13 protein-coding genes and 1 tRNA gene are annotated in these 13,809 nt (G+C 46.7%); 7 read left to right on the plus strand and 7 right to left on the minus strand.

Going from position 1 to position 13,809, the window contains the following annotated elements; all coding sequences use genetic code 11:
• Nucleotides 1-175: 175 nt before the first annotated feature.
• The 5 genes from ANCC_RS11965 to arcC all read left to right on the plus strand — a co-directional run bounded on the left by ANCC_RS11965 (nucleotide 176) and on the right by arcC (nucleotide 5,616).
• Nucleotides 176-808 carry a helix-turn-helix transcriptional regulator gene (locus tag ANCC_RS11965; protein ID WP_006569038.1) on the plus strand — a complete coding sequence of 211 codons (633 nt, stop codon included), beginning with the start codon at nucleotides 176-178 and terminating at the stop codon, nucleotides 806-808.
• A gap of 17 nt (nucleotides 809-825) precedes the next feature.
• Nucleotides 826-2,031: a diaminopropionate ammonia-lyase gene (gene dpaL, locus ANCC_RS11970; RefSeq protein ID WP_006569039.1), complete on the plus strand. Its 1,206-nt coding sequence runs from the start codon at nucleotides 826-828 to the stop codon at nucleotides 2,029-2,031.
• Between the two features lie 38 nt (nucleotides 2,032-2,069).
• Nucleotides 2,070-3,335, plus strand: a complete 1,266-nt coding sequence (locus ANCC_RS11975) for a YgeY family selenium metabolism-linked hydrolase (RefSeq protein ID WP_006569040.1) — start codon at nucleotides 2,070-2,072, stop codon at nucleotides 3,333-3,335.
• 55 nt (nucleotides 3,336-3,390) lie between these two features.
• A complete protein-coding gene (ygeW, locus tag ANCC_RS11980; protein WP_039947142.1) occupies nucleotides 3,391-4,584 on the plus strand; it encodes a knotted carbamoyltransferase YgeW in 1,194 nt (397 codons plus the stop codon).
• An 87-nt stretch (nucleotides 4,585-4,671) separates the two neighbouring features.
• Nucleotides 4,672-5,616, plus strand: a complete 945-nt coding sequence (arcC, locus tag ANCC_RS11985; protein WP_006569042.1) for a carbamate kinase — start codon at nucleotides 4,672-4,674, stop codon at nucleotides 5,614-5,616.
• Nucleotides 5,617-5,667: 51 nt separating this feature from the next.
• On the opposite strand, the gene ANCC_RS11990 is transcribed toward arcC, so the two are convergent.
• The 3 genes from ANCC_RS11990 to ANCC_RS17685 form a co-directional block, all read right to left on the minus strand.
• A complete protein-coding gene (locus tag ANCC_RS11990; protein ID WP_039947124.1) occupies nucleotides 5,668-6,492 on the minus strand; it encodes a MerR family transcriptional regulator in 825 nt (274 codons plus the stop codon).
• 209 nt (nucleotides 6,493-6,701) lie between these two features.
• A complete protein-coding gene (locus ANCC_RS11995; RefSeq protein WP_006569044.1) occupies nucleotides 6,702-7,061 on the minus strand; it encodes a PTS glucitol/sorbitol transporter subunit IIA in 360 nt (119 codons plus the stop codon).
• A gap of 128 nt (nucleotides 7,062-7,189) precedes the next feature.
• Entirely contained in the window at nucleotides 7,190-8,248 is a 1,059-nt protein-coding gene (locus tag ANCC_RS17685; protein ID WP_006569045.1) for a phage baseplate protein, read from the minus strand.
• A gap of 226 nt (nucleotides 8,249-8,474) precedes the next feature.
• Between ANCC_RS17685 and ANCC_RS12005 the strand changes: the two genes are divergently transcribed.
• Together ANCC_RS12005 and ANCC_RS12010 are read left to right on the plus strand one after the other, a co-directional pair.
• On the plus strand, nucleotides 8,475-9,347 hold the full coding sequence (locus ANCC_RS12005; protein ID WP_050754312.1) for a MerR family transcriptional regulator: 873 nt from the start codon (nucleotides 8,475-8,477) through the stop codon (nucleotides 9,345-9,347).
• Between the two features lie 53 nt (nucleotides 9,348-9,400).
• Nucleotides 9,401-9,907 (plus strand): SAM-dependent methyltransferase, encoded by a 507-nt coding sequence (locus ANCC_RS12010; protein WP_039947125.1) that lies wholly within the window; start codon nucleotides 9,401-9,403, stop codon nucleotides 9,905-9,907.
• Nucleotides 9,908-10,004: 97 nt separating this feature from the next.
• On the opposite strand, the gene ANCC_RS12015 is transcribed toward ANCC_RS12010, so the two are convergent.
• From ANCC_RS12015 to ANCC_RS17835, 4 genes are all read right to left on the minus strand, one after another.
• A tRNA-Leu gene (locus tag ANCC_RS12015) sits at nucleotides 10,005-10,088 on the minus strand.
• A gap of 104 nt (nucleotides 10,089-10,192) precedes the next feature.
• Complete coding sequence (gene trxA / locus ANCC_RS12020; RefSeq protein ID WP_006569048.1) at nucleotides 10,193-10,513, minus strand: thioredoxin; 321 nt, start codon at nucleotides 10,511-10,513, stop codon at nucleotides 10,193-10,195.
• Between the two features lie 177 nt (nucleotides 10,514-10,690).
• A complete protein-coding gene (locus ANCC_RS12025) occupies nucleotides 10,691-13,636 on the minus strand; it encodes an InlB B-repeat-containing protein (RefSeq protein ID WP_006569049.1) in 2,946 nt (981 codons plus the stop codon).
• Nucleotides 13,593-13,721: a hypothetical protein gene (locus ANCC_RS17835; protein ID WP_006569050.1), complete on the minus strand. Its 129-nt coding sequence runs from the start codon at nucleotides 13,719-13,721 to the stop codon at nucleotides 13,593-13,595. Before ANCC_RS17835 ends, ANCC_RS12025 begins: the two co-directional genes overlap by 44 nt.
• Between the last annotated feature and the right edge of the window lie 88 nt (nucleotides 13,722-13,809).

Here is a 13,809-nt window from a genome sequence, read left to right on the forward strand (position 1 = left end):
TTTCGATAATCTAAATATAGCATCCTAAAATTTAAAAAACAACCGTTCCGCAGCATGTATACAAAATATTTTTGTGATATCTAAAAATTTTTGTATTTTTTTATTGCAATCCTAAAAAAACGTGCTATGATTAACTTATCAGGCAACCAAAACACTCAGAAAAGGAGTGATCAATATGAATCCGGAGCTGGAACTATTAAAGCAAATGGCGCATACGATCGCCATGCAGTTCGGCAGGGACTGCGAAGTCATTATACATGACCTTACAAGTAAGGATATGGAACATACCATCGTACACATCGAAAACGGACACGTCACCAACCGGAAATTAGGAGACGGCCCTTCCGCGGTCGTTTTAGAGACACTTCACAAACATCCGGAAGACATCAAGGACCACTACGCATATCAGATTAAGACATCCGACGGCAAAATATTAAAATCCACAACAACCTTTGTAAAAGGGGATGACGGAAAAGTACACTATATCGTGGCCATCAATTACGACATCAGTGCTCTTTTAATGATCGACGCTTCCCTTCAGTCTCTGATGCATGTGGAGGAACAGAAAAAGGATGAGCCTACCGCTATCGTGGGAAATGTACACGACCTGCTGGACAGTCTGATCGAACAGTCTGTCACTCTGGTTGGAAAACCCGCTGCCCTTATGAACAAGGAAGAGAAAGTAAAGGCCATTCAGTTTTTAAATGATGCCGGAGCCTTTCTGATCACAAAATCCGGTGATAAAGTCGCCAAGTACTTTGGCATCTCAAAGTTTACTTTATACAGCTACATCGACGTCAACAAATAAAGGAGGATTTGATTTATATGGAAACAATCAAATGGGCAGTCAATGAAATGCCTGAAACCGATGACCGGCATTTAAGCATCATGGCGCTGGATGAAATAAAGAAAGCCAGAGCCTTCCATGAAAGTTTTCCCCAGTACAGCAAAACGCCTCTGGCCAGGCTGGACCGAATGGCTGATTATCTGGGACTTGACAGCATTTACGTAAAGGATGAGTCCTACCGGTTTGGGCTGAATGCGTTTAAAGTCCTCGGAGGGTCCTTTTCCATGGCCCGCTACATAGCAAAAGAAACAGGAAAAAAGGTAGAAGACCTTCCTTATAATGTTCTCACTTCCGAAGCGCTGAAAAAAGAATTCGGTCAGGCAACCTTCTTTACCGCAACAGACGGAAACCACGGAAGAGGCGTCGCATGGGCCGCAAACAAACTCGGACAAAAGGCTGTGGTATTTATGCCGAAGGGCTCCACACAGACCCGGCTTCGAAATATATTAGCCGAGAATGCCCAGGCTACCATAGAGGAAGTCAACTACGATGAATGTGTCCGCATGGCTGCCGCCGCCGCAAAAGAGACACCTCACGGCGTAGTCGTACAGGACACAGCATGGGATGGATACGAGGAGATCCCTTCATGGATCATGCAGGGCTACGGAACCATGGCAATGGAAGCCGACGAACAGCTTTCTGAAGACGGCTGCGGACGGCCTACCCATGTGTTCATCCAGGCCGGCGTCGGATCTCTGGCCGGAGCAGTCCAGGGCTACTTTGCCAACCGCTATCCGGAAAACCCGCCGAAAGTGATCGTGGTGGAAGCCGAATCAGCTGCCTGCCTCTACAAAGGTGCCGCAAAAAAAGACGGAAGCATCCAGATCGTGGACGGTGATATGCCGACCATCATGGCCGGGCTTGCCTGCGGGGAACCGAATACCCTCTCCTGGGATATTTTAAAAAACCATGTGGATACTTTCACTGCCTGTCCCGACTGGGTAGCCCGAAAAGGAATGCGGATGCTCTCCGCTCCGCTGAAGGGAGACCCGCAGGTTATCTCCGGGGAATCCGGCGCAGCTCCTTTCGGACTCCTTGCAAGCCTCATGACCATGGAGGAATATAAAGATCTCCGTGAGCATTTAGAACTAGACCGTGACTCAAAAGTTCTCCTCTTCTCAACCGAAGGAGACACAGACCCGGACCGCTACAAACAGATCGTCTGGGAAGGAAAAGATCAATAAGAACCTGAAATCTCAAAGCATTTAGGAGGATATTTAGAATGGATTTTAATAAGATCAAAGAAGCCGCACAAAACTACGAAGCAGATATGACAAAATTCCTGAGGGATATCGTAAAATTCCCAGGGGAAAGCTGCGATGAGGAAGCTCATGTCAACAGGATCGCCGAAGAAATGAAAAAACTTGGATTTGACAAGGTAGAGATCGATCCGATGGGCAATGTCCTCGGATATATGGGAACCGGTGAAACACTCATCGGATATGACGCCCACATAGACACTGTAGGTGTGGGAAATCTTGATAACTGGGAGTTCGATCCCTATGAGGGCTTTGAGTCCGAGACAGAGATCGGCGGACGAGGTACTTCCGATCAGCTGGGCGGCATCGTCTCCGCTGTTTACGGCGCAAAGATCATGAAAGATTTAGGCATGCTCAGCGACAAGTATACTGTCCTTGTAACCGGAACCGTCCAGGAAGAAGACTGCGACGGCCTCTGCTGGCAGTACATCGTCAACGAAGATAAGGTTCGTCCGGAATTCGTCGTCTCCACAGAGCCCACCGACGGCGGCATTTACCGCGGCCAGAGAGGGCGTATGGAGATCCGCATCGATGTGGACGGAGTCTCCTGTCACGGTTCTGCCCCGGAACGCGGCGACAACGCAATCTACAAAATGGCAGATATTCTTCAGGATGTGCGTGCCCTCAATGAAAATGACGCTGAGGACGGAACCGAGATCAAAGGTCTCGTAAAAATGCTGGATGAGAAGTTCAATGATCAGTGGAAAGAAGCACGCTTCTTAGGACGCGGCACCGTGACCACCTCAGAGATCTTCTTCTCCTCTCCGAGCCGTTGTGCCGTTGCAGACTCCTGTTCCGTATCTCTGGACCGCCGCATGACAGCCGGCGAGACATGGGAGAGCTGTCTGGATGAGATCCGCGCTCTGCCGAATGTGAAAAAGTACGGCGCCAAAGTTTCAATGTATGAGTATGCAAGGCCGTCATGGAAGGGACTTACCTATCCTACTGAGTGCTACTTCCCTACCTGGGTGATCCCGGAAGACCACGACGTGACCAATGCGATGGCAGAAGCTTACGAAGGATTATACGGAGAACCGCGCATCGACAAATGGACCTTCTCCACCAACGGTGTCTCCATCATGGGACGGTTCGGAATCCCTTGTATCGGTTTCGGTCCGGGACACGAGGATCAGGCTCACGCGCCGAACGAAAAAACCTGGAAGGCAGAGCTTGTGACCTGCGCCGCTGTATACGCAGCACTTCCGTCCATTTACTGTGAAAAGAAATAAACCATTTTACTGTCATTGATCAGATTTGATTTTTTAGGAGGAATCTACTATGAAAATGAATACATTACAGGACTATATCGACCGCTTAAACCAGCTGAATTTTAAAGAAATGTACCAGAATGACTTTTTCCTGACCTGGGAAAAAACTGACGACGAACTGGAGGCTGTATGGCTGGTAGCCGATGCCCTCCGCTTCATGCGTGAGAACAACATTTCCACCAAGGTATTTGAAAGCGGTCTCGGAATCTCTCTGTTCCGCGACAATTCTACCAGAACACGTTTCTCCTTTGCCTCTGCCTGCAACTTACTCGGACTTGAAGTTCAGGATCTGGATGAAGGAAAATCCCAGATCGCTCACGGTGAAACTGTGCGGGAGACAGCCAACATGATCTCCTTCATGGCAGACGTGATCGGAATCCGGGACGATATGTACATCGGAAAAGGAAATGCTTATATGCACGAAGTGGCTGATTCCGTAGAACAGGGAAATAAAGACGGAATCCTGGAACAGCGCCCTACTCTCGTGAATCTCCAGTGCGATATTGACCACCCGACCCAGTGTATGGCAGATATGCTCCATATCATCCACGAGTTCGGCGGTGTGGAAAACTTAAAAGGAAAGAAATTAGCCATGTCCTGGGCCTACTCTCCTTCTTACGGAAAGCCCCTCTCCGTTCCTCAGGGTGTCATCGGCCTGATGACCAGAATGGGCATGGATGTAGTGCTTGCGCATCCGGAAGGATACGATGTAATGCCGGAAGTTGAGGAAGTCGCAAGAAAGAACGCAGAAAAATCCGGCGGAACTTTCACAAAGACCAACAGCATGGAAGAGGCATTTAAAGATGCCGACATTGTCTATCCAAAGAGCTGGGCTCCTTTCGCAGCTATGGAAGAACGCACCGAACTTTACGGAAACGGTGATTTTGACGGCATCGACCGCCTGGAAAAAGAACTTCTTGCCCAGAACGCAAAGCATAAAGACTGGGCATGTACAGAGGAACTGATGAAAACAACTAAGGACGGAAAAGCCCTTTACCTGCACTGCCTGCCTGCCGATATCACCGGTTTAAGCTGTGAGGAAGGCGAAGTGGATGAGAGCGTCTTTGACCGTTACCGCAATCCGCTCTACAAAGAAGCAAGCTACAAACCATATGTGATCGCAGCTATGATCTTCCTGAGCAAATTTGAAGATCCTCAGGCTATCCTCAAAAAGCTTGAAGAAAATAAAAAGCCAAGAATCTTTAAATAATCTGAACTGCTAATTTCTAGTTTACCGCCACTTACATTCTGACAATGACGTTTGTTCGTGGCGGTTTCTATTTTCAGGAGGTATCCCATGTATACTAGAAAAAGAATCGTCATCGCTTTAGGCGGCAACGCTCTGGGAGATTCACTGCCGGAGCAGATGACTGCCGTTAAATCCACATCCAAAGCTATCTGTGACCTGATTGAAGACGGCCATGAGGTTGTCATTGTCCACGGAAACGGTCCCCAGGTCGGTATGATCAACAACGCCATGAGTGCATTAAGCCGGGAAGATGAGAACCAGCCAAACACTCCTCTGTCCGTCTGTGTGGCCATGAGCCAGGGCTATATCGGATATGATCTCCAGAATGCCATCCGGGAGGAATTGAGGAAGCGAGGATTCCTCCGGACACCGGTAGTAACGATCATCACACAAGTCCGGGTAGATGAAAAAGATCCGGCCTTCGATAACCCATCTAAACCGATTGGCCGCTTCCTCTCCAAAGAAGACGCGGATTTTCAGGCCAAAGAATACGGCCATATCATGAAAGAGGACGCAGGCCGGGGCTACCGCCGGGTCGTGGCTTCCCCAAAACCGAAAGAAATCGTAGAGCTTGGGGCTATCCGCAATCTGGTGGACTCCGGACGTGTCGTGATAACCTGCGGCGGCGGCGGAATTCCTGTGACTTTAAAAGGCGATCATTTATCCGGTGCCAGCGCGGTCATCGACAAGGACTTTGCCAGCTCCCTGCTGGCGAAAGAACTGGATGCGGACGTGCTGATCATCCTGACAGCCGTGGAAAAGGTGGCCATCAATTTCGGCAAAGAAAACGAACAATGGCTGTCTGATCTGACCATCGAGGAGGCAGAGCGCTACATCGGGGAAGGACATTTTGCTCCCGGCTCTATGCTCCCGAAAGTACAGGCCGCTATCGACTTCGCCGGCTCTAAGGCAGGACGTACTGCCATGATCACTCTTTTGGAAAAAGCAAAGGACGGAATCATGGGGAAAACTGGCACACGGATTCACAAATAATCAGAGCCAGAAAGGACACTCCTTTTCGGGAGCGTCCTTTTCCATGCCTGTTTATACTTCTTTTTTCTTGACCGGAAAACATACTTCTGTTACCAGATCCTCCGGTGTCCTGGCATCATGCGGACTCACATGGTAAATGCAGACCGACGGCCCGTCAAAGTCATACCCGTTTTCACAAATCCATTCCGCTACCGCCTTATTTACTCTCGTAATCTGGTCATAGCTTCCTTTGTATGTCACAGATGCTATCTGCATTTCGTCCACATACTTGAATTTTACATGCTCCGTGTCTTGATAGGTTCCATCGACAGACACCTGGATTTCCACATCCACATCACTTTCCTTAAACCCTTTGTCATGGAACACAGCAAGTCCATAGCCTGGATTTTCCGGTTTCACGTTCTGCCCCGCAATCTCCTTATTTAGCGTCTCCCACAGCATTCCTTCACAGTCGTAGGCAGGAATCACCTGTCTCACACTGGCTACATACCTCTTCGGCAGTGTTTTTAACGTCACATTATAATCCATAAAGTTTCCATCCTTTCTCAGCCACTGAATCGTATTGTCAAGAAGTCTGAGTCTTTGTTCCGTTTCCTGAGCCTGACAGAGAAGTTCTTCCCTCTTGATCATCAGGAATTGTTCCATCTCTTCCTCATTTTCGTATTTATTCAGGATTTCCCCTATGACAGACAGTCCAAATCCCATAGTCCTTAATGCCTGTATAGTATCTGCCTCCGGAAGCTGGGATTCGCTGTAATATCTGTATCCGGTACTTTCATCTACCGACTCCGGTATCAATAGTCCGATCTTGTCATAATGGCGCAGCATACGGATACTGACTCTTGACAACTTTGAAAAATCTCCGATTCTTAACATTATTTACACCTCTCACATATGTGGATTTTTTCTGAGCTCATCTTCAATATAGACTATAGCACTGTGTCAGAGTCAAGGAATTTTTTTAAATAATTTTTTACGAACTTTTCCCAGGCAGATATTAGTTCCTTTTTCTATACAGCAACAAAAGCCGACAGGTTCATCTGTCAGCTTTTTTTAATATCTTCTTTGTTTCTTTATTCCAAATATCATTCGCTCAATATCTGAATCCTGCTTCCCTTTCTCAGCGCTGGTACCTCTGCCTTTTCCACACAGATACTTCCCGGGAGACAGTCTCCCTCTTCTTTAAAGGATATTGTCACATGTCCCAATGTTTCCAGATTGTCTTTTACCATGGAACCAATCTCTATGACCGTATATTCCGATCCGTCAATAAGTAATTTTCTGGCTGTGCCGATTTCTCCGTTTATTTTGCTTCTCTCAATATAATAGGAATAATCTTTGAGTGTAATCAAAGCCTTCTCTGCAAATGTAACCAACATTCCTTTTTCTGCAAATTTCTTCACTTCCGGTCCCACGTCAATCACCGTTGTTTCATATAATATCATAATGTGTTCCTTTCCAGAGTTTTTCTATATTTTCACTAGCTTTGAATAGAATGCATCATTCAAAATTCTTTGTCAACACTTTTTAAACACTATCTTATTTCTCTGCTTTCTTTGTGTGCCTCTTGCTTCTATACTGTCCGCTTCCAAATATAAACTGTAAGATATGGAGGAAGATTGCCGGAACTCCCTGTATTCCCATGGTTGTGTGCCTGTCCTCCTCCATTATTATTCGTATTATGTGCAGGAACAGTATGTGCATGCCCACCGCTGCTTACAATGATATCACTCCTTGTACTTGTATGACTGCCATTCGTACCTGGCCTTCCACCCCCTCCTCCGATTGTATTGTCAGATAACCAGTTAAATGTATGGTTATGTGCTCCACTGCTTGGTATATTAAATGCGTTTACACTGTGAGAATGTGAAGGAATATGTGGCAGTCCAAGAGTAAAGTTTCCTGTACCGTGTATATGTGTTTTTGTACCTCCTGGTTTTTCTCCATAATTAAAGTCTGCATCTTCAGAATGAAAACCAAATAAGGTTTTCCCCTGTGCAAATGCAACCCACGTGCCTCCAAAGAGCAAGCCGGGATTGATATTGTTTGCAGAAATATAAATACTCCCTACCGGATAAATTTTATCCGTCATCTGGTCTATTTGTTTTTTTAAGTCCAAACTTAAATCCTCTACCTTACTATTCACTTGCTCTATTTCATCTGTATGCCTCTGATATGCTTCTATATTTACCAACCCGTTCGGATTTAATATTACCTCAAACGGCACTCTATTCGATGTTTTAAAATAGAAATCCCATGTCACAGAAAACCCCGGACTCTCTGACGCAGATGGTATATTTTTTCTTTCCGATGCCTGTGCGATACAGTAAAGAATTTCTCCTTCATCCGGATCTTTTGCATAAAATCCTACCTGCCACAAATCATAACTTTCTTCCAAGCCGCTGTTTTCCAGCAGCACGGGGATGATGAATTGGTCTCCCTCCGTCCTGGGCGGCTGTAAAATAATCCGTTTTCCACCATCTGTGACTCTCGTCTGCTGCCGCAGGTTTACCACCGGAACCTTGCTGGCTCCCGTCATTACTTTCGTAATCTTCAGGGTCTGTCCGTCTGCAAGTTTAGCCTGAAGAGCCGCTCCTTTATCCGTTAAAACAGTATCCTCCCAACGATTCATACTACTACCTCCTGATAATACATCATTGTTTACAGAACTCATTGACAATTTTGCCGGATCATGATCTCTATAAAAAATATATCACGGCGAATCAGGGCATCGTGGGCATTTTTCACACAATTTCCGTTTGGCTCTTTGAACCTCTCATAATAATATAACTTCGCTGTTGATACAATAAAACGTATCCAATATAATCAAAGAAAAAGAGAAAGGACGAAGATATATGATGTTCAGAATTGGAGAATTTTCCAAGCTCACGCAGGTTACAGTCCGAATGCTCAGACACTATGACCAGACAGGCCTTTTAAAACCTGCACAGATCGATCCAATGACCGGATACAGAATGTATTCCGTGGAACAGATTCCTGTATTAAATAAGATCATCTATTTGCGGGACAGTGGGTTCCAGGTCTCTGAAATCAAGGAAGCCCTTCATGCCGAAAATCCTACCTCTTTGACAGAGCTTCTTGATAAAAAATATACGGCAATACTGAATACTATAGAAATTGAGAAAATACGGCTGAAAAAAATAGAACTCGCGAAACATGAACTCTTGGACAGTCAAAACGAACTGCATTATCAAGTTTCAATAAAGTCTATCCCCAGCTGCCGGGTGCTCTCTATAAGAAAAATAATCCCCGACTACTATGCGGAAGGGGACCTGTGGAAAAACTTGTCCGAATTTGCCTGCAGTCATCATATAGCAATAACAGATGATGCGGCATTCTCTATCTATCATGATGCAGAATATAAAGAACAGAATGTCGACGTTGAATTGTGTGTTCCTGTCCAGAGCTTCAGCGAGAACAAAGGCGGCTTTATATTTCGGGATACAGAACCTGTCCCGTTCATGGCCTTTACAATGGTATATGGACCTTTTTCAAATATTGCAGGGGCATATCAATCTTTTGCAGGCTGGCTCCAAAAAAATGAACAGTTTCAAATGTCGGGCCAGAATCGCCAAATTGTACACCGCGGCCCCTGGAATGAACATAATCCTGAAAACTTTCTCGTCGAAATTCAGATTCCTCTAAAACCGCCGCTTTCTGCTTTCCATTTATCCAATGCTCCATTTTCCCTTGACCCTCACATCGTGTGAGGGTCTATATTTATTTTGTTATCAAATCAAACAGTAAAACAGGAGGTACTTTTATGACATCATTTAACATTCGGTCCATAGGAAAAATTTATACTGACGAGAAGGGAAGATTCATTAAGATCGATCCGCCGTTTATCCCCGCTCTTGAGGCTTTGGACGGCTTCACCCATATCAATGTCATATGGTGGTTCAGTGAGTGTGATTCGGACTCTGATAGAGATACTCTGGTGACAGAAAGGCCTTATAAAAAAGGTCCCAGACGAATGGGGATCTTTTCAACCAGTTCTCCCCACCGCCCCAATCCGATCGCTTTAAGCACCGCAGAGATTCTTCATGTTAATCATCAAAACGGTGAAATCCAGATTGCTTATATCGATGCCAATGACAATACCCCGGTCCTGGATCTAAAACCCTATACACCAAGCCTTGACCGGATAGAAACGCCTGCGGTACCTGAATGGTGCCGTCATTGGCCAAGAAGTTCTGAAGAATCGGCAGACTTTGATTGGGATCAGGAATTTAACTTCCAGGGGCACTCCCCATCCCGGGTTCCGGATTAATAATTAATTAGAACAAAGAGAACAGGGCCGCTTCAACGTCCCCATAGAACAAAAAAAACGGTTAAGTTCTAAATTTGAACTTAACCGTTACTTATAATGCAGAAGAAGAGACTCGAACTCTCACGGGAGTAATCCCACTGCCGCCTGAAGACAGCGCGTCTGCCAGTTCCGCCACTTCTGCATGTCTCAAGCATGATTAATAATACACGATTCCAAAGAAAATATCCAGTCTTTTTTTGATTTTTCTTGTACTTTTTTACATACACGCCTGAAACTATTGAAAAACTACTTCTGTTCCTGCATCCACTGTTCGATCTGGTCCCTTGTTTGGGCTGCTACCAAAGGCTCTCCGGCCTTCCCGTCTTTGAATAAAATCATCGTAGGAATCGTCATCACTCCAAATCTCTCTGCCAGTTCCATCTGCTCATCAATATTGATCTTTCCAATCTGAACCGAATCTTCCCGGTCCTCACCAATCTGGTCTAAAGCAGGGGAGATCCTTCTGCAGTAACCGCACCAGGGCGCCCAGAAATCTACCAATATCGGTTTTTTTGCTTCTAATACCTCTGATTGAAAATTTTCTTTTGTTATATTTATAATACTCATGCTGTTTCCTCCATCTCTTTTGTAAACTGAAACTTTTTCTGTTACATTTCTTAATGTAACTATATCAGTTACATTTAAACTTGTCAAGCAGTGAATGAAAATAGACAGCCAATTTATTTAAAATTGACTGTCTAATCTCGAACCTAAGACTCGCGCCCCAGCTGTTTTATGATACTCTTATCTCTGTTTCCTTCTTCTGGCCACACCGGTCATCACACCTGCGGCTCCTGCCATAAAACATATGATCCACATAACCTTGCTTTCCTCTCCGGTCTGTGCAGTCCCTTCCTCTGCTGTTCCCCATCCTTCTCCCGTCTTTTTCCGGGCTCTGCGCTCTGCCACTTCTCTATAGTTCCAGCTGGTCTTGCTTTTCTTCTTCGGCTTCTTTTCTTTTTCTTTCTTCGGTTTCTTTGCCGCAGTTGTCGTCTCCTCTTTCGACGTGGTTCCTTCCGCTTTCTTTTTCCATTTTGCCTTCAGGGTCAGATTCTCATGCACCAGCGTATTAAAGTCCCATTTCACTTCGTTTCCCTCCGCATCGGTGTAATACCAGCCCTCAAAAAGATATCCGGCCTTCTTCGGTTCCTCCGGCTGGCTCGCTTCTTTCCCTCCTGTAACCGTCTGTGCACCGGGTGCATCCTGCCCTCCGTCCGTATCAAACGTTACCGTGTGTTCTCCGGTCAACGCAACCGCCACTTTCACCCTGGGTCCATCCTCCATGGTAAAGGTCACATCAAAGGTGCCGGTCTTTCCCGCCGCCTTTGCCTCGTTCAGTTTCCGAAGCTGTTCCTCATCGATCTTTAAGATCGCGTTGTCTCCGTTTTCATCTTTCCCTCTGGCCCTGCAAAGCTCCGTCAGTTCTTCCTCTCCAAAGCTGTTTCCTCCGGTCGGATGGCTCACACTGTCTGCCCCGCAGCTTGGCTTTCCGCTTCCCTGGGCTGCCCCGTCAAGCCCTTCCTCTGTCAGATAGACTGTGACCGTTGCCTCTGTCCCGTCAGGAGCTGCAAACGTCAGTTCAAACTCCCCGGTCTTTTTGGATGCTTTTGCCTCGTTCAGCTTCTCGATCTGTTCCTGCTTCGGAAAGGTGATCAGATCCGTTTCGATCACACTGTCATCGCCTGTGACTGCCTTGACTCTGCTCAGTTCCTTTAGCTGCTCTTTTGTAAATGGCGCTCCGCTTGTTTTGCTTATGATATGTTTGGCTTTGATCATCTCTCCGCTGTCCGCATCCTGCACGATCTTGTCATACTCTCCATGGAGGCTCACCGTGATCTTTACGCTCTTTTTATCCGGCGAGGTAAAGGTCAGCTCAAACTTCCCGGCTTTTCCCGCAGTCTTTGCGTCGTTGATCGCTTTCAGTTCCTTCTCATTCGGAATCAGATGCTCATCTTTATAGGTGGTCCCCTCAGCATCCTTTCCCTGTACCGAAGACAGAGTCCGCACATCGTCTGCCGTCAGTGTAAGGCCTCCGGTCTCTTTGGAAAAGCTGTTGGCTCCGATCGTAACCTCCAGATGTTCCGGGTCCACCTTCGCGGCATCCGTTCCCTCGGCCTTTAAGCAGACTTTGACCGTCGTCTTTGTCCCGTTGGGCGTCGTAAACACCAGCGGATACTCTCCCAGTTTTTTCTCTGCTTTCGCTTTGTTGATGGCCTCGATCTGCTCCGGGAATTCAAACCGCAGATCATCCATCGAAAAATCCGTCCCGTTTTCCTGCTTTCCTGTGACCTTTGTCAGGCCCTTTAACTGTTCTTTTGTAAATGCTTCTCCTCCGGTCTTGCTGATCACATGGTTGGCACCGATCTGTTCTTTCGTATCCTTTTCGATCTGATTGGTGTCACGGAATGGCCCGAAATAGACCTTCGTATAAAACTTTCCGACCTCAATTGCGGTGTTCTCTTGAAACGGGGTTCCATCCACAAAGGTGTAATCAGTAAGGGACGTCCCGTCCTGGATATATCCCTGATATCCGAAATCCGGCGCCGCTGTTACATTGGATACTTTATCATTGCCTCCTGCGGATCCGATACCAGGCATACTTGTCGCCTCATCGCCTATGGCAACGACCACCGTATCTCCTCCGCTGACCTGGATATTTTTTGTATCCATGTTTCCGCCGCCATAGCTTGCTCCGATCCCCGGAGCATTGGCTCCTCCCCGCGCTTCTACATAACCGCCCGAAATATAGATCCCGTCTACTGTATTTCCATAGCCTGATCCGATCCCGGAACCCTTATCTGTTCCGGTCGCTTTGATATTCCCTCCGGAAATACGGATATTGCTTGTATATCCTCCCCCACCTCTTTCCGAAACACAGGCAGATCCAATCCCTGCCGTATGCAGTCCGGCATATGCCTCAATATTTCCGCCTTTGATTGTCAGATTAGAAAATCCGCAGTTTTTCTTATCCGCAATATTTCTCAAAGTGCTGCCGATAGCGCCTACATGCCATATGTCTGGATTTCCTTCGGCAAGAAGTGACCCACAGGAACTATTGCAGCGATGTCCTTCTATCCCTGCATTCTCACACTGTATTGTCAGTGTCCCATCCATTCCGTCCTTCGCCAGCGCGGCTCCTGTGCTGCCTGAAAATCCGTCCGCCGAGCTCCCCGAATTGCAGATCAGTCGGTTCTCTCCGACCAAAGTGATCGTGACATCTGCATGGGAGACATTGATACAGTCCCACTTGGACGTAGTTGTGTCCACTTCCCCTATGGTAATACTGACATTATCCAAGGTTATATCTGTCTCTACTCCTTCCAGCACTTCGATATTGTTGGAAGTTGTTGTACCTGTGATCCAGTATCCTTTTGGATTCAGGCTTGTCTCATTCTGTGAAAGGCCGCCCCCGGTGGCACCATTCTCTGTGATGCGGATATCTCCCTGACTCACATCGAGCAGTGTCTGCCCATTCTCTGACAGCATTTTCTTCTTCACCGGCTTTTTTGCCTTCCTCTGCGTTGAGCCCGTCTCCTGCCGTTCTGTCGTTTCGGTTCCTTTGATTTTGGGCGTTTCTGTCGATGCCGCTTCGGTCCCTTTTTCTTCCGTCGTCTCCTGTTCAGTCTCTGGGGCTAATGTCTGAATTTCAGAAATACCCCCCCCCGGATTTTCCAGCCATTTCCTCCTCATGAGCCTGCGGCACAGCCCCTGTGCCGGCTCCCATGGTCACGATCAGAGAAACTGCAGCCAGACATCTCATCCATTTCTTTTTCATTGTTCTTCATCCTTTCTTTCTGCCCTCAAGTGCACTCTTTTTTGGACACGCTTTTATTATTTGACTTTATAAGAACATTGGACAGCAC

The sequence above is a fragment of the Anaerostipes caccae L1-92 genome (assembly GCF_014467075.1).
Classification (GTDB): domain Bacteria; phylum Bacillota; class Clostridia; order Lachnospirales; family Lachnospiraceae; genus Anaerostipes; species Anaerostipes caccae.

What these genes read in the sequence shown, in the direction of transcription:
- ANCC_RS12005 (WP_050754312.1), top strand. Translation starts at nt 8,475, where the DNA reads ATGTTCAGAATTGGAGAATTTTCCAAGCTCACGCAGGTTACAGTCCGA.
- ANCC_RS11975 (WP_006569040.1), top strand. Translation starts at nt 2,070, where the DNA reads ATGGATTTTAATAAGATCAAAGAAGCCGCACAAAACTACGAAGCAGAT.
- ANCC_RS11995 (WP_006569044.1), bottom strand. Translation starts at nt 7,061, where the DNA reads ATGATATTATATGAAACAACGGTGATTGACGTGGGACCGGAAGTGAAG.
- ygeW (WP_039947142.1), top strand. Translation starts at nt 3,391, where the DNA reads ATGAATACATTACAGGACTATATCGACCGCTTAAACCAGCTGAATTTT.
- ANCC_RS17685 (WP_006569045.1), bottom strand. Translation starts at nt 8,248, where the DNA reads ATGAATCGTTGGGAGGATACTGTTTTAACGGATAAAGGAGCGGCTCTT.
- ANCC_RS12025 (WP_006569049.1), bottom strand. Translation starts at nt 13,636, where the DNA reads ATGAGGAGGAAATGGCTGGAAAATCCGGGGGGGGGTATTTCTGAAATT.
- trxA (WP_006569048.1), bottom strand. Translation starts at nt 10,513, where the DNA reads ATGAGTATTATAAATATAACAAAAGAAAATTTTCAATCAGAGGTATTA.
- arcC (WP_006569042.1), top strand. Translation starts at nt 4,672, where the DNA reads ATGTATACTAGAAAAAGAATCGTCATCGCTTTAGGCGGCAACGCTCTG.
- dpaL (WP_006569039.1), top strand. Translation starts at nt 826, where the DNA reads ATGGAAACAATCAAATGGGCAGTCAATGAAATGCCTGAAACCGATGAC.
- ANCC_RS11990 (WP_039947124.1), bottom strand. Translation starts at nt 6,492, where the DNA reads ATGTTAAGAATCGGAGATTTTTCAAAGTTGTCAAGAGTCAGTATCCGT.
- ANCC_RS11965 (WP_006569038.1), top strand. Translation starts at nt 176, where the DNA reads ATGAATCCGGAGCTGGAACTATTAAAGCAAATGGCGCATACGATCGCC.
- ANCC_RS17835 (WP_006569050.1), bottom strand. Translation starts at nt 13,721, where the DNA reads ATGAAAAAGAAATGGATGAGATGTCTGGCTGCAGTTTCTCTGATCGTG.
- ANCC_RS12010 (WP_039947125.1), top strand. Translation starts at nt 9,401, where the DNA reads ATGACATCATTTAACATTCGGTCCATAGGAAAAATTTATACTGACGAG.